The following is a 24,378-nucleotide window of genomic DNA, read 5'->3' as shown; positions in this document are numbered from 1 at the left end:
TCGCGTGCCGCACGACAACCCGACCAGAGAGGGCGCCCGGTGGTCGACCGTTACGACGCGGACTCCATAGACAACGTCAACAAGTACGAAGGCGCCACGGACGCGTCGTCCGACGTCTGGGCGGGTCTGGTCACGCACATCACCGGTTACCCGGTCCCTGACCGCAGCACCGTCTTCGACACCCTCCGCTCCGACCACGGCGGCAAGCTGTTCCGGATGGACATCCGGGACCGCGGCCTCGGCTCGTTCGTCAAGGACGCCTCCGGCTTCCTGCGGAACACCGGCGAGGACTACGACATCTGGTTCTTCGACAGCGGCAAGAAGACCCAGATCAAGCAGGCCAGGATCGTCTTCGAGGGCCGGGTGCGGGCGGGCGACGAGCTGATCTTCGCCGATCCCGGCACGGACGACGTCGCCAACGCCTCCGTGCGCGAGGGCAACGAGTTCAAGGACTACAACAAGGACGAGATGAGCACCGTCGCCCTCGCCCGCTACATGAACGGGCCGCGGACGGCGCTCCTCGAACTGCTGGGCGGCAACACGGCGGACGCCCGCTTCAGCAACCTCGGTGTCGCCGAGGACTCCTCGGTCGACCTCAACTCCTTCAACACCACCGGCCAGACCTTCGACTTCGCGGCCCAGTTCTTCCGGGACCAGGGGCCCAAGATCAAGGAGTGGGAGGAGGCCCTCGGCCGGGAGGACGCGAGCTGGAAGGGCGAGGCGGCGGAGGTCTTCCGCAGCCTGCTGACGAAGATCCGCGAGAACTACGACGCGTACATCGAGACGTTCGACGAGAAGCCCAGCACCGGCGAGGGCGACGGCACCGGCAAGACGGTGTACTCGCGCGCCCTCTCCCAGGCCCGCTCGGCGCTGGAGGACGCCGCCGACAAGCTCCTCGACGCCTGGATCACCTGGGCCAACTCCGACTACTACGACCCGCACCGGGTGCTGCGGTACGTCCTGGACGACCTGGCCCAGTGGGTGGACAGCAACAACGTCGCCAAGACGGACATCAAGACGACCTACTCGGCGTACTCCTCGTCCACCTACCACGACCCGCAGGAAGGTTTCTCCCAGAACCACCCCGAATACGGCGACCTCACCGACATCGCCAACTGGGCGAAGGTCGGCGACAAGGCCGTACAGATCTGGAGCCGGGGCGTCGACGAGCACCTCGTCAAGCCCGCCCGAACCGTGCAGTCGAACCTGAACAACACCTTCCTCGACCTGGGCGGCGACTTCAGCGAGAACATCCCCGAGCCGAAGTCGACCAGCACGGCCTCGCAGGAGTACGAGGAGCGCAAGGCCGAGGAGGCGCAGGAGGAGATCGAGCGGCAGAACGAGGAGAACCGCCGGTACCAGGACGAGCTGCGCGAGGAGCAGGAGAAGCAGCGCGAGGAGGACCGGAAGTACCAGGAGGAACTCCGCGAGGAGCAGCGGCAGCAGCGCGAGGAGGACAAGCAGGCCCAGGACGAGCTGCGCGAGGAGCAGAACCGGCAGCGCGAAGAGGACAAGAAGGCGCAGGACGAGCTGCGGGAGGAGCAGAACCGGCAGCGCGAGGAGGACCGGAAGTACCAGGACGAGCTCCGCGCCGAGCAGGAGAAGCAGGCGGACGAGGCGCAGGAGCAGCTGCGGACGCTGAACGACCCGACGACCACGGACCTCGGCGGCCTCGACGACCTGCTGAACCGGGACGTCCCGGTCACCGAGAGCCTCGGCGACATGGGCGGCCTCAACGGTGGCCCCGGCGGCGGCGACACCGCGCTCACCGAGAACCTCGGTGACCTCGGCGGAGTGAACGGCGGCCCCGGCGGCGGTCCGGGCACCGGTGACCTGGGCAACTTCGGCGACGCCAACAACGCGGCCAACCAGAGCCTCGCCGGTCTCGGCGGGACGGGCGGCGGCGACCAGCCCGCGGCCGTGCCCCCGACGGCGAACCTGGGCAGCCTCGGCGGCCTCAACTCCGGCGGCGGCACGCGGCTGCCGGCCGAGCGCACCCCCGGCCTCGTCGACGGCAACCCCGTCGCGCAGTTCCCCGACGGCAGCAGCACCAGCTTCGACCCCGACACCGGGCTGCTGACCAGCACGGCACCCGACGGTTCGACCACCACCACGGACCTGGGCAACGGCCTGCAGGTGACCAACCCGGACGGCTCGGTCACGTCGCTGGGCGACGACGGCAACCTGAAGACGACCTTCCCGGACGGCCGTACGGAGACCATCGACCCCTCGACGGGCCAGGCGGTGACGACCAACCCGGACGGTACGACGACCACGACGGACCTGGGCAGTCTCGGGGGGCTCAACAACGGTGCCGGTGGCGGGTCGTTGGACATGCCGACGGGTGGCAGTACGCAGCTGTCGGGCGGGGATCTGACGAGCCGGTTCCCGGACGGGAGCAGTACGAGTTTCGACCCGGACACCGGGACGCTGACGACGACGGGTCCCGACGGTTCGACCACGACCACGGATCTGGGCAACGGCCTGGAGGTGACCAACCCGGACGGTTCGGTCACGTCGCTGGGCGACGACGGCAACCTGAAGACGACGTTCCCGGACGGCACGACGCAGAGCATCGACCCGTCGACGGGCCAGGCGGTGACGACCAACCCGGACGGTACGACGACCACGACGGACCTGGGCAGTCTCGGGGGTCTCAACAACGGTGCCGGTGGTGGGTCGTTGGACATGCCGACGGGTGGCAGTACGCAGTTGTCGGGCGGGGATCTGACGAGCCGGTTCCCGGACGGGAGCAGTACGAGTTTCGACCCGGACACCGGGACGCTGACGACGACCAATCCGGACGGTTCGACGACCACGACGGATCTGGGCAACGGCCTGGAGGTGACCAACTCGGACGGTTCGGTCACGTCGCTGGGTGACGACGGGAACCTGAAGACGACGTTCCCGGACGGCACGACGCAGAGCATCGACCCGTCGACGGGCCAGGCGGTGACGACCAATCCGGACGGTACGACGACCACGACGGACCTGGGCAGTCTCGGCGGTCTCAACGGCCAGGGCAACCAGGGCGGCCTCGACTCCCTGGGCGACCTGCAGACCCAGTCGAACGGGGACCTGGGCGGCCTCGGGGACCTCGACCTGGGCAGCCTCGACGGGCTCAACTCCGGCGGCGGCTCCGGGCTGGAGACGCCCACGGGCGGGGACACCTCGCTGGCCGGCGACGACCTGCTCACCCGGTTCCCGGACGGCACTCAGGCGACGTTCGACACGCAGACCGGGATGCTGACCGCCACCAACCCGGACGGTTCCGTCACCACCACCGACCTGACCCACGGCGCGCAGGTGACCAACCCCGACGGTTCCGTCACCTCCCTGGACAACGGCATGCTGACCACCGACTTCCCGGACGGCAGCACCCAGGTCGTCGACCCGGAGACCGGCATCGCCACCGTCACCGACGCGCAGGGCAACACCGAGACGGTGAACCTGCACGACCTCAACACCGGCAACGGCCCGACCTCCTCGAACGGCAACGGCCTCCTCGACGAACTCGGCTCGCTCGACGGGCTGGGCGGACTCGACGGGCTGGGCGGCACGGGCGGCGGCATCAGCACCGAGACCCTCTCCCCGTCCGACCTGGGCCTGGGCAACGGGGGTTCGCTCACCTCCGGCACCGGCGGCGGCCTCACCGCCGGTGCCTCCGTCGGCTCCGACGGCCTGCTCACCGGCGCCGCGGCCCCGCTGTCCGACAGCGCCACCGCGGCCGGGGGCACTCCGCTCACCCCGGCCGCCGGGGCCGGCACGGCCGGCGCCCCGGGCATGCCCGGCAGCCCAGGCATGCCGATGGGCGGCATGGGCGGCATGGGCGGCGGCGGAGACAAGGGCAACGGCGAGCGGGTGCGGGCCGTCCTGGTCGACGCCGCCGAGGAGAGCGAGCGCCGCAACCGCAGGCGGCGCAGCCCCTGGAACCGCCAGGAGGACAGCGACACGTTCCTGTCCCCGGCGTCCCGCGTCGCCACCACCGGCGGCGACGAGTCCTCCGGGGAGGAGCCCGGCCAGGGCCGCGGCGTCACCACGTCCGCCGACTACCTGGAGGAGGACGCGGACGTGTGGGGCACCGAGGACGGCGGCACCCCGGCCGTCATCGGACGGTGACGTCCGGGTCCGCGGTGGCGTCCGAGCGGCGGGCGCGCCGGAGCGGCTCCGGGCCCGCGCGGCCGGGCGGTGCCGGGAGACGAACGCCACTCGGTCCCCGGCTGCCGCGGAGGGCACCTCACCAGGCAAGATCGACCGTGGAGTCGCAGGACATCAGGGAGCGGACGTGACGGAACCACTGGAACAGCGCCTGGAGAAGGCCATGGCCGAGCTCCGGTCCGCCCAGGAGGCGGTCGAGCGCACCGAACGCGAGCTGCGGCAGGCCTCGTTCGCGGTGCTCTCCTCCGACCGCGCCGTCCGCGCCACCGTGGGCCCCCAGGGCGAGCTGACCGGCCTCGACTTCCTGGAGTACAAGTACCGCGACATGTCGCCCCAGGAGCTGGCCGCCAGCGTCCTGGAGGCGGCGAGCGCGGCGCGGGAGAAGATGAACCGGCACGTGATGAAGGCGATGGCGCCCTTCGCGGAACCCAGCAGCGAGGTGCCCGAGCTGAAGGGCTTCGAGCTGGACTGGGAGCGGATCTTCGGTCCCGGCGTGCTGGAGAAGGCCGACCAGGACACGGACCGCACGGACGGCGCGGCGCCGGGCTGGCGCGACGCGCTCGGCGAGGACGGGGAGGACTGACATGGGGCAGCGGTACTACGTAGACCCGGCCCGCATCGAGGCCCTGAGCGGGCAGTTGGAAGAGATCGCCACGCTGGCCCGGAGCATGACCGAGGAGTTCCTCGACGGTCTCGCCCCCACGGTCTCGTGGCCCGGCACGTCGGGCGACTTCGCGGAGAAGGCCAAGCCGCAGGAGCAGAAGGAGCGGCAGACCACCAAGGACACCATGATGTCCATCCGTGACGCGCTGGTGAGCATCACCGACGCCACGCTCAGCCAGGTCAAGCTCATGGAGGACACCCGGGACCGCAACCTGGAGGACATCGAGCGCAACACCAGCCGGATCGAGACCGACGGCTTCGGGCTCGACGGCTCGGGCGGCGGTGACACGGGCGGGCATGGCCGCCACTGATCCCTCCGCCGCAGCAGGCCGCTCCCGCCACATGCCGGGAGCGGCCCCGCGGTGCTGTCCGCACGGCGCGACGGGCGGTCGCCGATGAGCATCATGCCGTCGCCCGAGGTCAACGCGATGATCTTCATCCTCACCGGAGAGCGGCTCATCGACGCGGACGAGGACCTCGCCTACGAGAGCCGGGGACCGTACTCCCGGCTGGGCCGCAAGATCGACCAGATGTCCGCGATGATCCAGAAGTCGGTGCACGACATCGGCCAGTCGATGCCGGACGACCTGTCGAAGGCGTACGCCGGCGCGATGGGCACCCTCACCGACGACGGCGGCCGGAACTACCTGAAGGAGTTCTCCGAGCAGCTCGACAAGATCGCCGAGGGGCGGCGCAAGACCTCCATGGACATCATGGAGTCCAAGTGGCAGGTGATCGCCGAGGTCATCCGGCTGCTCATCGAGATCGCCATCTACCTGGCGCTGTCGTTCTTCACCGGCGGCGCCTCGGCCAGCCAGATCATGCTGGCCAAGATGCGCAGCCGGTTCTTCATCCTCACCACGCTCAGCCACCTGCTCCAGCGGCTGCACATCGCGCCCTCGCTGACCGAGGCGTTCTCCGAGGCGTTCACCACCTTCGCGGTCCGGCTGGCGATGATGAACTTCGCCCCCGACGGCCGCCGTCCCGACGGCTTCGACTGGGGCCAGATCCTCAAGGACGCCGCGTTCGGCGCCGCGGCCGGCGGTCTCACCAGCATCTTCGCCGACTGGGCCCGCAAGATCGTCAAGGGCTACGACGGCAACTTCCTGAAGAACGCACCCGACCTCGACTTCAAGGCGCCGCCGCCACGGGTGAAGAACGGCCCCGACCTCGACGTCGGCAACCACACGCCGCCGAACACCAAGCCGGACCCGGACACCAAGTTCGACCCCACCCCGAACGGCCGTCCCGACCCGGTCACGAACACCCCCGGCTCGGGGTACAACCCGCCGACCAGCTTCCGGGACATGTTCAACTTCCGGAACAACTTCCGCAACAGCCCCGAACTGTGGCGGAACAACCAACTCCTGCGCAACAACGCCGACCGGCCGGGCGCGCTCGCCGGGCACTACGGGATCAAGGGCACGGCCGACTTCCTCGCCGCCGGCGCCGGCGAGGCGCTGGGCGAGATCCTCATCAAGGGCGCCTTCGACGGCGACTGGTCCACGAGCTGGTCCACCTTCGTCGGCGCCGGTCTCAGCAGCCAGGTCGAGTCCACGCTCACCGGCGGCGCCGTCAACGGCAGCGCCGAACTCCGCAACATCCTCGAAGGGTTCCGCGCCAAGCCGCCCACCGTCTCCGGCGGCGGCACCGGCTCCTCCGACTCCCCGGGAGCACGGGACTCCGACGGCCCGTCGCGCACCGGGGGCAGCACCGACCGCACCGACGGCCCCTCGTCCGCGGACACCGGCGGCGGTGCCGGTGCGACGTCCGCCGCGTCCGGCTCGTCCCCGCAGGGCGGCGGCGTCGAGGCGCCCCCGCCGTACTCCGTCCAGGACCCGCCGCCGTACACGTCACCGGCCCCGCCGCCGTACTCCCCGGGCCCGTTGCCCGTGACCGCCACGGAGAACGGCCTGTGGCAGCAGGTCCACAGCGGCTCCGCCGACCTCCGCGAGCAGGCGCTCCGCGACCTCGCCGCCCTGCGGGGCGCGCAGCCTCCCGGCGCCACGGAGATCGGCGTCCGCGACGCCCTGCACGGCAACCTCTCGCAGGCCCCGGAGATCCGCGTGGTCCCCGCGGGGAGCGGCCCGGCCGCCGAGATCGACACGGACGGCGTCCGCCGGGCCCTGGAGGGCTTCGGCACGCCGGTGACGGTGACCCCGCCGCCCACGGCCACGGCCACCGCCACCGACGGCACGGTGCAGGTGGGGCCGGGGGACGGCTCGGCCACGGGCACCGAGGCCACCTCCAGGCCCGGGGGCGACGTGCAGGGCGCTTCCGGCACCGGCACCGGCACCGGTACGGATATTGGCACCGGGGCTGGTACGGACATAGGCATCGGTACTGGCTCCGGCACCGACGTCGGTACCGGCACTGGCACCAGCACCGGCACTGACATTGGCACCGGCACCGGCACTGACGTTGGCACCGGCGCCGATGGTGCTACCGGCACGGGCACGGAGGTCGGCACGGGCGCCGGCGTCGGTCCCGGGGCTGGCACCGACGTCGGCACGGGCACCGGCCAGGGCGCAGACGCGGGGACCGGCGCCGGTATCGACACGGGCACCGGTACTGGCGCGGGGCAGGCAACCGGCACCGGTCCGGCCGCCGGTACCGGTCCGGTGGCAGGCACGGGTCCGGCGGTCGGCGCCGGTACGAGTCCGGGCACCGGCTCCGCCGCGGGCACCAACACCGGTACGGGTACGGCAGCCGGGTCCGGGACCAGTACGGGCACCGGTACCGGAACCAGTACGGGGACAGGGGCAGGGACCGGGACAGGCACCGGAACCGGCACCGGTGCGAGTACCGCGTCCGGTGCGGCCAACGGCAGTGGTGCGAACGCCGGTTCCCGGGGCGGTGCCGTCGGTGATGCGGGTGGCGGTGACCGTGCCGCCGTGGACTCCGACGGGGACGGCCCCGTGCCGGGGGAGGACCCGGGTACCGCCGACGTGCCGGACCGGAACGCTCCCGTCGCCCCGGTCGCGACCTCGACGGACGGCGTGTCGGGGAACCCGGACGCGTCGCCCGGCGACGTCGCTCCCGTGCCGCCGAAGACTGAGCCGACCGGCCCCGTCGGTACCACCGGGGACGCCTCGCCGCTGACCGTCGTCGTGTCCGACGGGCCCCCGCCGGCCGCGGCTTCGCCCGAGGCGGCCGCGCTCCTCGACCGGGCGGGCGCCGACCGCGCCGTGGTGCTCGGCCCGCCGACGGCGCCCGACGGGACCGGACGCCCGGTGCGGGCCGCCGTCGAGCTGACCCGCGAGACACCCGACGGCCCGGTCCAGGTACGCCCGCTCACCGGTCCCGCCACCACCGGCACCCCCGCTCCGGAGACCGCGTTCCCCGGCGCCGACGTGCTGCTGCCGCTCGCCGACGCGCTCGGCCCGCCCCCGGACGTCCGGCCCGTCGTCACCGAGAGCGGCGCGTCGGCGGACCCGGACGCGTCCGTCGGCAAGGACCCGTCCGTCGGCAAGGACCCGTCCGCCGGCCCGGAACCGTCCGAGAAGGCACCGCCACCGCAGGCCGAGCCCCTGTCACCGACCAGCGACGGAACCGTCCCGAACGCCGACGCGCGCGGTACCACCGATGCCGCGGCCAAGTTCGACCCCGCGTCCCGGCCCTGGAACGAACCCGCCACCGCGCTGCACGTGGAGTCGGGCGAGGACGGCGGCAGCACCGTGCCCGGCCCGTCCCCCACGCAGCCCGCCCGGGTCGTCGTACGCCCCGCGGACGGGGGCCCGCGACCGGTCGGCGAGCCGGCCCTCGCCACCCTGGACGGCGGTACCGTCCCGCTCGACCAGGTGCGGCGCCTCGTGCCGGACACGGCGGTACGGCCCGAACCCGGGCGGGCCGTACGGACGCTGACCATCTCCCAGGACCCGGCCGACGACGGCACGGCCCGGGACGCCGGACGCCGGGCGCTGCTCGGGCAGGACAGCTTCCGAGGCGTACGCACGGAGTCGGGTCCGGCCCTCCCGAACCCGACCGGCACCGCGGACACGGACACGGATGCGGACGCGGACCCGGATACGACGGCTACGACGGATACGGCGCAGTCCGTTCCGCGTACCGTGTTCACCGGTCCGCCGACCGCGCTCCCCGGCGCCGGCACCGAGCGGGGCGCCGACTACTTCGTGGGCCACGGCACCCCCCGTGCCGTCACCCTCGGCACGCACGACTCCTCCCGGCCCACCGTGAAGGTCAGCGGCGTGCAGCTCGGCGAGGCGCTCAAGGCGTGGGCGGCCGACGGCGACCGGGAACGGCCGCTGGTGCTGTACTCCTGCGAGACCGGGCGGCAGCCGAGGATCGCGGGCCTGCCGGTGGCCCAGCACGTGGCCAACCGGACCGGACGCCCCGTCTACGCGCCGACCAGCGAGGTCGGCACGGCCCGCGACAAGGACGGCGACGTCCGCGCGGTGCTCGTGGAGGACGGGGACGGGCCGGGACGCTGGCGGATGTTCACCCCGGAACCCGACGGCGCCGACCTCGACCGGCTGGCGCGGGACGCGGGCCTGCACACCGGACCCGGCCCGGCGGACGTGTTCGCCCGCACCCGCACGCTCCAGCAGGTCCGCACCCTGCGCGACGCGCTCGGCACCGACGCCGAACAGCGCCCCGAGAACCGGGAGCTGCTCGCCGGTCTCGCGTACGTGGACGGCCTGCGCTGGCACGGCGCGGACAGCGCGGCGCGCTACGGCGACGGCCGCATGACCCCCGACCTGCTCCGCCGCATGGCCACCGACTGGCACGGTGCCGGGCGCGGCGCCACGAGTGGTCCGACGGGCGGTCGCGGGGACGGACGTACCGCCGTCGACCCGGCCACCGGACCGACCCCCGAGCAGTACACCGCCTTCCTGCGGGCGGCGGCCGCCGCCCGGGCCGACCAGGGCCCCGGCACCACACTCGACGACCTGATCCCTTCGCCGCCGCCCTCCCTGCCACCGACCGCGCTGGTCTCCCGGGACGACGTGCGCGGGCTCGACTACGCCCAGTCGGCGCAGATCGCCTGGGGCCTGTCGGACGATCCGCTGCCCCTGTCCGAGCTGGGCCTCGGCCCCGAGGACACCGCCGAACTCGCGCGCCGCAGGCCCGACCTGTCGCCCGTGCCGAGCCGGCCGGAGAGCCTCGCCGAGGACCTGACCGCGTTCGGCCCGGTGTCCGCGGCTCCCACCACCGGCCCGGCGGACGTCGTCCGGTCGGGCGGGCGCGCCTTCCGCCGGTTCGACGCCCGGCCCGACGGCAACTGCTTCTTCCGGTCGGTCATCGACAGCGCACGCTCCGAAACGGTTCCGCCGGCCTGGGCCGCAGGGAGCATCGCCGGGCTGCGCGCGCGGGTGCGGGACCGCGTCGCCCACACCGAACTGGGCGACATCGCCGACGCCCTCGTACCGGACCCGGTCCACTCCGTCGTGAACGACCTGCGGCTGCGCGCCCTGGCCGGGGAGACCGACCCGGGCGAGCAGCGCCGGATCGCCGAGGAGTGGGACCGGACCGCACGGGAGGTCGTCACCGACGGCGACGCGGGCCGGTGGCGGGAGATCGTCGCGGGCAGCGACTACCCCGGACTCGCCGAGGTGGCGCCCACCCCCGGCGACGCGCGCCGGCTCGGCGGACGAGGGCTGCTCGCCGCCACCGCCGGACGCGTGGACCTGTGGCCGTCCCCCTTCGCCGACCTGATCCCGGAGGCGCTGGCGCACACGCTCGACCTCGACCTGCGGATCGTGCAGCCCGACCCGCGGACACCGGGCGCGCTCACCACGGTCGCGCTGCACCCGGGCGGCACCGGCGACCCACTGCACGTGGCGTACAACGGGGCCGACCACTTCGACGCCCTGATCCCCACGCCGGACCCGGCCACCACGCCGGACCCGGCCACCGCTCCGGACCCGAGCACCGCGCCGGACCCGACATCCACTCCGGACCCGAGCACCGCGCCGGACCCGACATCCACTCCGGACCCGGACCCGGACCCGGAGCCCGTGCCGGAGCCGAGTCCCGCGCCGGCTCCGGAGCCCGGTCCCGAGGGTTCCGACCCGTACGGGGACTGGCTGCGCGAGATGGCCGGGATCACCGACCCCGACGCCGACCCGGCCGATCCGGGCGACCGGGCGCCGCTGGAGACGCAGTTGGACCGGTACCGTCCGGCCCGGCTGCTGACCGGCATGGATGCCCGTCCGCCCGGCCCGGCACCGCGCACCGTCGCCTTCGAGGACGGCAGCAGGCTGCCCCCCGCGCTGATCAGGCCGGGCGCCGACCCCGGTGACACCGACGGGGACGGGACCCCGCCGGGTACCGAGCCCACCGGGCTGTTCGCCGGGACCGGCGTCCTCAGCCTGCGCGCGCCCGAACTCGCGGCGCGGCAGATCCTCGACGGGCTGCCGGAGCGGCTGCGGACGCGGTTCGACGAGGCGGAGCTGCTGCGGCTGCTCACCGACCAGCCCGCGGCGTTCACCGCCCCGCGCGGCGCCCGCCTCGTGGGCCGCGAGAAGTCCGGCGTCGGCCTGGAGATGACGGTGGAGGCCGTTCCGTACCACCGCTGGGTCCGCCTCTCCGACGCGGGCGGCACCGTCAAGGCCGACACGATGCGGCGCGGGCAGGCCGGCACGGGCGGCGGGCGCACGGTGGGCTTCGGACGCCGGATCGCCGGTGCGCTGAGCATGGGGCCGCCGCTGGAGTGGCTGCTGAAGATCGGTGCCTCGCTGGGCTGGGCCCGCCGCACCGACTACTCCCAGGGCACCGCGGCCTACCAGCAGACCGAGTACCGCGCCCACGAGGGCTCCCACCTGCACCTGGACGACGTCCACTACCGGGTACGGGTCCACCGGGTCACCGAGGCGCCGGGCACCACCGCTCCGGCCGTCACCAACGGCGCGACCGGCTCGACGGGTACGACGGGTACGCCCCGTACCGGGCCGGGCCCCCGCTGGACGCGGCAGCTGGTGCACGCCGCCGAGTTCGGCATGCGGGACGGGCTGAGCTGGCGGTTGCCGGACGACCTGACCGTGCCCTTCGAGGGGCCGCGCAAGGCGCCCCGGACGCTCACCTTCCCGGAGGGCGAGCACCCGCGGCTGCTCGACTCCACGGGCCTGTACCTGACGGACCCGGCGGAGGACGTGGCGCTCGCCCTCTCCGGCGCGCGGCCGGGCAGCTCCGCCCACCGCACCCTCGTGTCGTACACCCGGCCCGGGCGGCTGCTCGGCATCTTCGGACGGCTCACCGGACCGGTCAGCGGGCCCGAACTCACCCAGGGCCGGGGCCAGCGCCCGCTGGGACACCTGGTGGTGGAGCGCTCGGTGCCGCACCGGGCCGACCTGGTCACCGAGTCGACCAAGGCCGAGGTGCGCGACCTCACCCAGACCACGTACTCCAACCAGCGCGGGCACGTCCGGGAGACCCGGTTCGGCCTCCAGGTCACCTCCGGTCCGAACCACCAGTTCGCCGGTCCGGTCACCGACGTACGGGTGCAGGGCGGTCCGGCGGTCCGTACGGACTTCGCCGCCGGGCGCGGGCACTACCTGGGCACCGACGCGGCCCGCAAGGTCACCGGCCGGGTCCGCAACCAGCCGATGGCGCTGTACCGGGTCGAGCGCACCCTGATGGTCAGGGGCGCCGGCGAACCCAGGTCCGCGGCCCGGCCGGTGCGGGTGGTCAGCCTGGACTGGATGTCCACGCAGGACGCCCGCAGGCTCGCCGGCTGGGACAGCCGTACGCCCGGCCGCACGGGGCCGAACGCCGACGCCGAGCCGCCCGTGCCGTGGTACCTCAAGAAGGACGACCCGGTCCATCTGGGCGGCCAGGTCCGCGCGGAGGGCTTCCGCCCCGAGAACCCGCCCGCCACCGGCCCGCAGACCGCACCGGTCCAGGACGGTACGCAGGCGGTACCGACGCCGGACGGTACGCAGACCGCGCCGGCGCAGACCGGCACCGCGACCGCACCGGCACAGAACGGCACCCAGACCGCTCCGGCGCCGGACGGCACGCCGCAGCCCGCGCGCGAGCCCGTGCAGCAGTTCGCGGACACCGTCCTCGACACCCTGCACGCCTCCTACCCGTCGCTCTTCGTCCCCCCGGCGATGCGCAACCACCCGCGGCTGGCGCGGCTCTGGTACAGCGACGAGCGGCTGCGGACGGCGTGGTTCAACGAGCGGCAGGTGCGCGAGGCGCTGAACCGGCCCACCCTCGCCCAGGCGCTGGACGACCTGACCACCACCGGCGTCCCGGTCACGCTCGTCGAGGACGGCAAGGTCCGCCGCGGCCACCACACGCTCACCCTGCGGGCCCGCCTCACCGACCGCCGGTTCGAGACCACCCTGAACGAGCGGTCCCTGCGCAACGCGGTGATCGGCAACGAGGTCTCGGGCCAGGGCCAGCAGCAGTCCAGCACCTACACCGCCGGTGTCGAGCTCGGGATCTCGCCGCGCGACCACGACAAGGTGGGCGACACCGGACTGCCGCGCCAGATCGGCAACCTCACGGTCGGCGGGCGCTACGCCCACGCCCGCCAGGAGGCCACCCGGAACACGACCACCGTCGCCCACGACCACCTGGCGGCCCAGAGCGGCATCGACCTCTACAGCTACCGGGTCGAGCTCAAGGCCGACTTCGAGGGCCACCGGCGCCCGCGCGGCTGGCCCCGCCTGCTGTCGGCCGGGCTGCTCGGCACGGGCGTCTTCGTCAGCAAGGTCGCGGAACGCCCGCTGTTCAGCCGCGGTACCGAGCCCGTGGGCCGCGTCGAGCTGGCCGTACCCGCCGCACACGGCTCCGACCGCTACGCCCCCACCACGCCCACGAGCGCCGCGCCCGCCCCCGCGGCCCCCGCCCCGCAGCGGCTCTCCGCCACCGAGGCCGACCAACTGCTCGACGGCACCCGCCCGTTGCCCAGGGCGACCCCGGCGAACCAGTCACTCGTCGGGCGGCTGCTCAGCGCCCCGCACGTGGTGCTCGGCGCCGAGGGCGGCCCGGAGCGCCAGGAGCTGATGCAGGAGACCGCGGACCGCGCCTCCGGCAACTCCTGGCACACCAGCGCCCCCGGCGCCCCGGTCCGCACCGCGCTGCGCCGCGCGGCGGCCAACCTCGGCGTGGCCGGGCAACTCGGCCAGTACCTCGGCCCGTTCGGCACCCGGATCACCGGACTCAACGGCGCCGGACCCTTCCGTACGCACTATCTCAAGGCCGCGGTCCGCGGCGAGCTGGACAACGTACGGGTCATGAGCGACCCCAAGCCCGCCTCGTTGGAGAACACCCTCGCCAACGACCACAAGGTCACCGGCAGTTCGAGCACCACCTCGCGCACCACGCTCGGTCTCCAGGGCAGCGACTCGCCGCTGCAGCAGGCCCCCGGAGCCCAGCCGGTGTCCGGCTCGTACGGCGCCGCGCTCCAGTACGCCTGGGGGAGGGGACGCACCCTCGCGCAGTCCGTCACCCGCGGACGCAGCACCACCATGACGTACGCCGGGCGCATGTACCTCGTGGTCGCCGACGCCGCCGAGACCGTCGCCGTCCGGGACCGCTGGACGGCCGCGATGGGCACCGTCGGCACCCGGGCCGGACAGCGGATCGGCTCCGCCGCCGGACGGCTGTCCGACCGCGCCGGGCGGGCCCTGTCCCCGCGGCGGGCCGCCGCCGCGCTCCAGCGCGTCCGCGACGCGGTCATGTTCCACCTGCCGATGCAGGACGCCATCGAGACCGGCCTCGCCCCGGACGGCCTCGGTACCGCCACCCCGCGCAACCTCGGCGGCGGCTACCGCGTGCCGGGCTTCCTGCGCGGCCGGCGCTTCCCGACCCACCCCAGCGGCCGGCTCGACGCGAGCCGGGCGGCGCAGCAGCTCATGCCGCGCCTGGAGAAGATCGGCGTGCCCTCGCACGACCGCGAGCAGGTCCTGCAGCGGCTCTCGCCCGACTTCCTCCGCGCCCACCTGCACGAGCTGACCACCGACGGCATGACCCTGCCGGTCCGCTACCGCGCCTGGTCCAGCCCCCACCACCTGCCGGTCGGCGGCAGCCCGGGACAGGTCCGGTTCAAGCTGACGCCGGTCACCACCACCGTGGAGCGGCTGCGCACCGGGTACGAGGTGGACGACTACCGGTCCCTCGTCCGCGACTCTGCGCTCGGCACCGGCCAGGACCGCGGCGGCGACATCACCCTGAGCGCGGGCCAGCGCACCCCCGGCAGCGACGTCCTCGCCGCCAACCCCTCCCTCCAGGGCACGGCGACCGGGCAGCAGGCCAGCACCAGCACCGACACCGAGGGCAGCACCGCGATGCCCGACATGGCGACCACGCAGGCGCACGCGGAGGTCGTCACCGGCTACACCCTGAGCGTCACCATGACCGACGCCGCCGGCGACCTGCTGGCGCCGCGCGCCGTCGCGCACGTCGGCACGCTCCACGAACTCGTCTCGGCGGGACTGCTCACCCCCTCCGGCACCGGCGCCGACGGCACGCTCACCGAGCAGGACGTGGCCGAACCCGAGCGCGCGGTACGGATGCTGACGGCCGACCGGGCACGTCAGGAGGCCGTCGCCGCCTGGCGCTCCGACGGCGACGACATCCTGCCGTTCGACGACCGCACCGGTTCCGGCATGCTCGCCGTCGACTTCCGGGGAGCGGCCAACGTCGAGAACGCGCTCACCCTCGCCACCGCCCGCGCCGACGGCCTCGGCGACGGCGACCTCGGCAGGCGGCACACCGGCGACACCCTGGCCGCGCAGGTGCGCATGGCCCGCCACACCCCGCTCACGGCCCTCGGCACGGCGCCCGCGCAGGCGCAGCAGGAGGCCACCTCCCAGGGCGGTCTCACCGCCGGGTTCCGCGAGGCGCTCGGCGCGGACGGCTCCGTGCTGCCCACCCAGTCCTCCGCACGCCTCCTCGGCCAGTCCCACACCGCCGACTCCCGCCTCTACGCCAAGATGCACCGCCGCGGCGCGCGGCTGCTCGCCGTGGAGAGCGCGCCCCGCATGGAGTCCATGCAGCGGCGCAAGACCGCCCAGGCCATGGAGGCCGGGATCACCGACAACTCCGAAGGCGCGGTCGGCACCGCCCCGCTGGTCACCACCACGGGCGCCGGTGTGACCAACCCCGGCGCCACCGGACCGGTCGGCGGCGCGGGCGACGGCATCGCGCCCAAGGAGGCCGACGACGTCACCGCCGGCACCCACGTCAAGTACGGCATCGACCGCAGCATGCTCTTCGCGCTGCCGGTGAGCTGGCTGGCGGTCTCCGAGGCGGACCACCGGATCACCGACAGCCGTCCCGTGCGCACCCTCGGCAAGGCCCAGCGCGGCCCGCGCGCCGCCGAGGCCGACACCACCGCCCTGGTCTGGCTGCGCGAGGACCAGGCCCGCGAGTACGGCCTGCTCGACGACGCCTCGTTCCCCGAGGAGGCCGCCACCGCCTGGGACGACATGGCCAAGGCCGCCGCCGACCTCGCCGCCGCCGAGAAGGCGTACTACGACGCCCGCGCCCGGAGCCGGGAAGCCTGGCTCTCCCTCGGTCCGGCCGAGCAGAGCGCGCTCGGCGACGGCGACCCCGGCCTGACGGCCCCGTTGACGACCGTCCTGCCGCGGGACCTCGCCGAGTCCCCGGCGGTCCGCGCCTGGCAGGACGCCCGCGACGACGTGCACCTGTGGCAGGGGCGGGTGGACACCGCCGCCGCGGACCACCACCGGCTGCACCTCGCCGCGTCCCGGCTCACCGCCCACCACCAGGGCTCGGCCGCCGTGCCGGTGCGGGACGTGCCGCAGGAGTACACCGAGCCCGGGTGGCGCTCCGAGGCCCCCGACCCGTACACGGTCACCGAGGCCGACGGCACCGGCGCCCGCACCCTCACCTCGCCGGACGGCACCGTCGTGCGGGAGGTGCACGAAGTACCGCACGACGGCGCCTCGTTCTTCCACGCGCTGCTCGCCGCCGCCCACGCCCGCGGCCGGCTGCCGCAGCTGCTCGGCGCCGACCTCGGCGACCGGTTCGCCAGGTCCCCGGGCGACCCCGGGGTCACCGCCGACGCCGTCCACACCGCCCGCGACCGGCTCGCCCGGGAGCTGGCCTTGCCGGACAACAGGGACCTGCTCGGCGCCCTCGCCGCGGACACCGCCGACACCTTCACGCAGGACGAGCTGGACGGCGCGGGCGTCACGCTGTCCCGGGAGCAGCAGGCCGAGTTCGACGCCCTCGGCCGGCTCCCGGAGACCTTCTGGCCGACGTCGGCGCAGCGGGCGGCGCTGGCCTCCCTCGCCCTGGCCCGCCCGTTCACCGCCGAGCCGCTGCCCGCCGGCGCCGGGCGGCCCGACGACGACCCGGCCCCGCCCGAACGCCGGGCCGGCGACCACGGCGGCGCCGACCTGCTGCCCGCGCTGGCCGCACGGCTCCTCGGCACCTCGCTGACGGTGGTGACCGGCGAGGGCCGCGAACAGCTCTTCCTGCCGTACGGCGACGGCAACGCCCCCGACGGCCCGGCCCCCGTCGACCGCGCGGCCGACCCGGTGCTCCTCGCCGCCGACGGCCACTTCCACGCGGCCCTGCCCGTCCACACCCCGGCGCCGACCACCACGGCGCTGCCGAAGCCGACACACGAGGACTCCGGCACGACCGGCACGACCGGTGCCGTCGGTTCGACCGGCACGACCGGAACGACCGGCATGACCGGAACAACCGGCACGACCGCGACCGGTACGTCCGGCACCACCGGCACCAACACCGGCACCCCCTCCGACGCCCCCGGAGAGTCCAAGCCGCCCGCGCACCGCAGCCACGCCACCGCCCCCTGGCTGCCGCCCGCCGACAGCGACGGGCCGCGCTACCGCCTCGCCCGCGACGGCGTCCTCACCGCACCCGACGGCGCCACCTACACGCAGGGGACGCCCGCCGGGCGGGGCAACGGCTTCTTCGACGCCCTCTCCACCGCCCTGCGGCACGCCGCCGCGCAACCGGGCCTGGAGAGCCGGGAGGCCGGCCGGCTGCGCTCGCGCGCCGGGGTGTCGCCCGCCCAGCTCATGCGGCTGAACGGCCTGCCGGGCACCCCGGCCGAGCGGACCTCGCTCTTCTCGCCGCCGCCCCTGGTGCAGCGCCGCGGCGCCCCCGCGCCGAGCCCGGAGGCGAAGGAGGGCCGGCTGCGCCGCCACCTCGCCGACGGCCCCTGGACCACCACCGAGGCCGACCAGGCGGTCGCCCGGTGGGCCGCCGCCGCGACCGGCGCCACCGTCACCCTCGTCGAGGAGAACGGCACCGCCCACACCTACCCGGGCCCCGGCGGGGACGGCGGCGCGCACCTGCGACTCCGCCGCCGCGGGGGCGACTTCGTCCCGCTGATCGGGCGCACCCCGGCGCCGGACGCGGGCCGGAACCGCGGGACCGAGCCCGAGGAGGCGTTCGGTCTCGACACGCTGTCCGGCGCGGAGGGTTCGCGGGGGAGCGCCCGACCGGGCCCCGCGCGGCCCGAGGCCGATGCGTTGGCGCGGTTCCGGTTCACCGACGACCCCTCCGACACCTCCGACCCGTCCGACCCCTCCGCCGCCGAGCGGCTCGCCAGGTTCCGGTTCACCGACGACGCCGGCGCCGAGAGCTCCGACAGCGACAGCGACGACAGCGACGGCACCGACCGCGAGGACGGCGAGGACGCCGGCCCGGACCTCACGCCGGAGCAGTACCTCGACGTCCTCTTCACCCCCGCCGCCCGGAGCGACGAGTCGACCGAGATGCTCATCGGCACGGCGCTCTCGCTGCGGCGGCTCGCGCGGGCCCACACCGACGCCACCGGCGAGGCCACCGGCGCACTCGGGGCGCTGCACGCCCTGACCCGGCGGGTGCTCCGGCTCCGCCCGGGCACCCCGGTCGGCGAGGGCCATCTGGCCTTCCTCGGCTCGCTCGCGCTCGACGCCACGCCCGCCGCCCTGGCGAACGCGGACGCCCTCGCCTCCCACCTGAGGCGTCACGACCGGGCCCTGGGGCAGGAGACCCGCTTCCCGCGCGGCGACGGCGCCGTACGCAACTGGACCGGCACCGGCGACCAGCTGCCGCCCCTGGACACGTACGCGGTGGAGGACGCGGACGGCGCGCTGAGCACCTGGCCGGCGCCGTGGTCGAAGCCGTACGTGGTCCTCGCCCAGCAGGCCGGGGACTCGGTGCGGCTGAACACGCCCGACGGCACGGTCACGCTGGACGACAGCGGCGAGTTCGCCCGGCTCGTCACCCGGGACCCGGCCCGGCGCGGGACCGACGACATCGTCCTGGCCTTCCCCCACGACGACGCCGAGACCCTCGCACGCCACGTCGCCGACCTGACCGGCGCCAGGGTCTGGTACTCCGCGCACGCCCCGCGCCCGTCCACGGACTGGCGGACCGGCGCCGACCACCTCACCCTCGGCCCCGTCGACGACGGCGGGGGAACGGTGTGGAACGCGGTCCTGCCGGGTCGGGACGACGGCACCGAGGGCGACCTCGACGACCTCCTCGGCCTGTACGAGCAGGGCTCCGAACCCGGCGACGGGGTCCGGGCGCGCCAGTCCGAGCCGCTGACCACGCGCGACTACGGCATCGTGGACCACACGGGCGACGGCGTGCTGTTCCGCAAGCCCGGCGCAATCCGCGGCGACTGGCAGACCCCGCGGTCGATGGCCGGCACCGAGAACGCCCCCGAGCTGCTCCTGAACGAGCAGGACTACACCCCGACGCCCGCCACCGACCGTCCCGCCCTGCGGATCTCCCCCGACCGCACCCTCGCCGTCGAGGACGGCGCCCACGGCCAGCAGGTCTTCGCCACCCGGGAGGCCGTCGAGGCGTCCTCGGCCAAGCTGGCCCGCGCCGGCCTCGCGGTACGGCTGCGCATCGACGACGACCTCGGCATCGTCCTGCCCACCCCCGACGGGGGCAGCCGGCGCCTGTACCGCGTCAGCCCCGACTTCCTGACCCACTCCGGGAAGTCCACGGAGGAGGTCTGCCGGGACTTCGCCGACATGCTGGCCGGTACCTCACGCACCTCGCACATGGTCTTCCGCGCCCCCGGAGGCGGCCCGGCGGTCACGGCGCCCGTCAACGCCTCCGACGGCGCCGAGGTCACCGGCACCCACCACCTCGCCGACGCCCTGGGCCGCGTGGCGGACGGCCACGAACCGCCGCAGTCGGCGGCGCCGGACTGGGCGGCCACGCTGGTGCGCCGGGACGACCGGCCCACCGGCGGCCACGGCGGGCCGCTCCCCGGCCGCGCCTACGGCAGCGCGCTCAGCCTGGAGCAGCCGGACGACCCGCGCCGCGACGCCCTCTCGGACGCCTCCCGCCGCATCGGCGTCAACGAGCACGCCTGGGCCGACGTCGGCGAGGGCTACGTCGTCCAGTCCGTCGCGGCCGCCGGCGAGCAGGGCCAGGCCAGCCTGGAGCACAACTACGCCAAGCCGCAGACCGACGACACCAGCGCGCACTTCGGCTACCACTTCGCCACCGTGGTCCTGGCCAGCGAGGACGGCAGCCACCAGGTCTCCCTGGAGAACCACGCGCGCGTCTCGCAGCGCACCCACCGCCACCGCCGGGCGGTCCAGGCCAACCTGCGCAACCACGACCTGGACGAACTGCGGGCGATCGCGGCGTCCCTCCGCCGGGAGGCCGAGCGGAGGGAGGACGACGCGGCCGACGAGCACCTCAAGGAGCTGCGCGGCTACCTCGACCTGGCCTTCGCCCTGATCCGGGCGAAGCAGGCCCAGACGGAGACGCAGACCGCGCCGGCGGGCTCGCCGGAGCGCGCGGAGGCCGAGCGGAACCTGGAGGCCGCCGTCCGCGCCGCCGCGAACCGCATCGGGAACCTGGAACCCGTCATCCCCGGCAAGCACCAGTGGTACATGCGGATGTACTCGCGGCGGCCGGGCGAGTCCGCCCACGACACCAACGCCGGGCTGCTGACCGAGGGCCCCTCGGCCGAGGCCAACCCGCTCACCGCCGTCGTGCTCCGCGGCCAGCAGGCGCTGCCGGTCTCCGTCACCTTCGACAAGGGCGTCCAGCACACCCCCGAGGGCTCCCGCGGCGCCATCCGGCACCTGGCCGGGGTGGTGGCCAGGACGGGGCTGTGGAACGCCGCCAACGGGCTGCCGCTGCCGGACGTCACGGTCAGCGGGCAGCGCACCGCCCGCCTGGGCGGCCGGGACCTCCCCCAGGCGCGGGCCGAGGCGGTCGCGGGCTCCTTCCGCCGCGAACTGGCCGACGCGCTCGCGGCGCTCCAGGACGGCACCCCCGGGCCGCACCTCACCGCCGACCGGTTCACCGTCGACCCGGTCTCGGTGCGGGCCCGAAGGGCGTCGCTCGGGGGAGACCAGGGCGCCACCACCGTGGACGTCACGGTCGACGACCACCGCGGCGGACTGCGCGACGTCGCCACCCGCGGCCCGCGGGGCAGCCTCCGGACCGGCGGCGGCCTGCGCGGCGGCTCCCGCGACGACGGCCTCGACCCGATGACCGAGCAGTGGCCCATCGGCCGCCCGGTCACCCTCGCGCGGCCCCGCCACGGCGGAGTCCACCCGTCCGCCGTCGTCCCCGTCGGCGAAGCACCCGCGGCACGTCCGCCCGCGGACCCGAAGGGCAAGTCCCCCGGCACCGGCACGGCGCGTCCGCCCGAGCACTGGTACACCTACACCCGGCCCGCCGACTCCCGCTCGCAGCCCCTCCGTTACGAGGTCGCCGACACCGGGCACCTCAGGCTGCCCGACGGGACGGAGGTCCCGCCGGACGGATGGACGCGCTTCGGCCACGACTTCGTGCACGCGGCGACGGGCACGCTGCTGCGCGGCGACAGCGGCTGGATCGGCCGCGTCGCCAACATGGAGTCCCTCGCGCCGCACCTGGCCGAACTCGACCCCGACCCCGTACCGCAGCGGATCGCGGCCGACTCCGAGGCCCTGTACGTGGTACCGGCGTACGGTTCCACCGCGCTGCGCGTGCCGCTCCGCCAGGACGGGCCGCCGCCCGCCGCCCACCGCGACGGCCGGCCGCGGACCGTCGTGCGCTCCGCCTTCGACGTACGCCGCTTCACCCACGGCGGCGAGAACGTCACCGACCTCACCGTGCGGCTCGCCCTGCGCCCGCACGCGGAGGCGGCCGACGCCGTCACGGCGCGGGTGGCCGAGGGCGTGGAACGGTTCTACAACCGGCCCGGCCACCGCCTGCCCGGCGGCGACCGGCTGCACGTCACCGTCGAGTTCGTCGGCCCGGACGACGACCCGCACCTCACCGTCGACCTGGTCGGCCGCGACCAGCCGATGAACCAGCTGGCGTGGTGGGCCGACGCTGACCCGGAGGAGTTCGCGCACGAGCTGGGACACCAGCTCTTCCTCCGCGACGAGACGCCCGACGCCGCGGGCCCGGACCGCCTCGACGCGCCGGGCAGCCTCCTGGGCGCCTTCCGCGAACCGGCCCCCGACGGCCTCGCGCAGAGCGGTCTGCGCCCGCGCCACCTCCAGCTGCTGGCCGCGGTCACCGGCGACCCCGACCCGCACCCCTCGCCCGAGGGGGCGAGCTGGGCCGACGCGCGGGCCGCCGCACCCGCCGAACTGCGGGAACAGGCCTGGACCGACCCGGTCTCACTCCCCGAACGCACCCCGCAGACCGGCCCCGACGGCGCGGTCCCGCCGCCGCTGCCCGGCGGCCGCCCGATGACCACGGTGCAGGAGGCGTCCGACGAGTCCGAGGAATCCGACTTCGAGGGCTCCGACGACTCCGACGACCCCGACGACGGGGACGAGCAGCCGCGCTGGGCCGACACCGGCTGGCTGAACACCGTCTTCGGACCCCGGTGGGACACCGTCCCGGGCGACCGGCTCAGGGAGACCTCCGAGGCGCTGTACGAGCTGGTCTCGACCGAGGCCGGCGCCGACCAGGAGCCGCAGTCGCTGTACCGCGCCCTGAACCGCGTCACCCGGCAGGTCCTGCACCTGCCCGGCAACGCCCGGCCGGGCCCCGCCGACCACCAGCTCCTCGGCTCCCTGGCGCTCGACGCCTCCTCGGACGACCTGGAGACCACCGACGACCTCGCCCGCTACTTCGTCGAGCGGCAGATCGAGACCGGACGCGGCGCCCTGGACGAGGGGACACTGCTGCGCGACACCGCCCGGAACGCCGCCGGACGCGACTTCGGCCGGTCGGGACAGCCCGCCCCCGCGCCCGACTCCTACGTCCTGCGCGGCACCGGCCGGGTCGTCGAACGGTCCGCGCCCTGGCACAACCCCTACATGGTCGTCGCCCGGGCGGTCGACGGAGCCGTCGAGGTCTCCCTCGCGCCGGGCCGCACCTTCCGGGTGACCCGTCTCGACGAGCTCGCGATGCTCATCTCCTACGACAACCGGCGGCCCCGCGGCGCGGACATCGTCCTGGCCCTGCCCCCGCACATCGCCGCGCCCCTCGCCGTCCTCGTCGCCGGCACCACGGGCCGCCGCGTCTGGCGCCCCGAGGCACCGGTCGCCGTGGCCACGCACCCCACGGCCGGGTCCCGCCTCGCCCTGGACCTGCGCGACGGCGACACCGGCGCGAGCTGGGCGCCGGTCGACCCCTCGGAGCAGGACGGCCTCCCCGGCGCCCGGGACCTGAGCAGCGACAGCGACAGCGACGCGGGCCCGGACGGCGACGACAGTGAGTACTCCAGCAGCGACGGCGACGCGGAGTTCGACCGCCTCGCCGACGAACTCGTCCTCGAACGGCGGATCGACGAGCGCCGCACCCGGCCGCTGACCACCCGCGACTACGGCGTCATCGACAAGCGCGGCACCGGCGTCCTGTTCACCCGGCCGCTCCCGCGCCGCGTCGCGGAGGTGGCCGCCGGGGACGGCACCGGCGCCGGGCCCGACTCGCTGCTGCTGCCGAGCCAGGACCACGGCACCGTCCCGATGGCCGACCGGCCGCCGCTGCACGTCTCCGAGGACCGCACCCTGGCGCTGCTCGCCGACGGCGAGGGCACGACCGGCCGAGGCCGCCAGGTGTACGCCACCCGCGCGGCGATCGACGCCTCCTCGGCACGGCTGGCCGCGGCGGGAGCGGGCGTACGGCTGAAGGCCGACGAGGCGACGGGCATCCTGCTCCCCGGCGAGGACGGCTCCTACGGTGCCCCCCTGTTCCGCGTCGAGCCCGAGTTCCTGACCGCGTCCGGCGGCTCGGAGCACGCCTTCACGCGGGACTTCGCCCAGATGGTGGCCGGCACCGGGCCCGCCTCCCTGTCCCACGTCGCCTTCCGCGGCCCCGCGGGCGGCACCGTCGCCACCGCCCCCGTGAACGGGCAGCACGGCCGCGAGGTCACCGGCACCCACCACCTCGCCCAGGCCCTCACGGAGGTCGCCGAGGGCACCCGCCCCGCCGGTGACGCCACCCCGCGCTGGGCCGCCCGCGAGACCGGCCGCGACCCGCGGTTCACCGGCGGTGTCGTCGGCGCCCCCACCCCCGGCGAGCGCTACGGCGGCGCCCTGAGCCACGTACCGGCGGACAACCCCCGGCGCGCCCCGCTGGCCGCGGCCGCGCGGCGCATCGGCGTCAACGAGCACGCCTGGGCGGGCGTCGGCGAGGGCTACCTGATCCAGTCGGTCAGCACCACCAACG

The 24,378-nt window shown here is 75.1% G+C and carries 4 protein-coding genes (1 of these 4 running past the window's edge); all 4 read left to right on the top strand.

The window, feature by feature from the left end:
- The first annotated feature begins 39 nt into the window (after positions 1 to 39).
- Positions 40 to 4,119, top strand: a complete 4,080-nt coding sequence (locus tag IG94_RS42545; protein ID WP_043483328.1) for an AAWKG family protein — start codon at positions 40 to 42, stop codon at positions 4,117 to 4,119.
- Positions 4,120 to 4,285: 166 nt separating this feature from the next.
- Positions 4,286 to 4,741 (top strand): YbaB/EbfC family nucleoid-associated protein, encoded by a 456-nt coding sequence (locus IG94_RS0110525; protein ID WP_031033826.1) that lies wholly within the window; start codon positions 4,286 to 4,288, stop codon positions 4,739 to 4,741.
- 1 nt (position 4,742) lies between these two features.
- Positions 4,743 to 5,132, top strand: coding sequence for a hypothetical protein (locus tag IG94_RS0110520; RefSeq protein ID WP_031033824.1), 390 nt, complete (start codon positions 4,743 to 4,745; stop codon positions 5,130 to 5,132).
- Positions 5,133 to 5,216: 84 nt separating this feature from the next.
- A protein-coding gene (locus IG94_RS38510) for a lonely Cys domain-containing protein (RefSeq protein ID WP_157852237.1) crosses the window boundary here: on the top strand, positions 5,217 to 24,378 show its 5' portion. It continues 14,492 nt past the right edge of the window; the window shows 19,162 of its 33,654 coding nt (coding positions 1-19,162); its start codon is at positions 5,217 to 5,219; its stop codon lies beyond the right edge, outside the window.

This window comes from Streptomyces olivaceus (assembly GCF_000721235.1).
GTDB lineage: Bacteria > Actinomycetota > Actinomycetes > Streptomycetales > Streptomycetaceae > Streptomyces > Streptomyces olivaceus.
Note: the sequence above shows the minus strand (reverse complement) of the source record. Positions and strands in the feature narration are given on the sequence as shown.

Coding starts and splice junctions, on each gene's coding strand:
- IG94_RS0110520 (WP_031033824.1), top strand. CDS start 4,743: ATGGGGCAGCGGTACTACGTAGACCCGGCCCGCATCGAGGCCCTGAGC.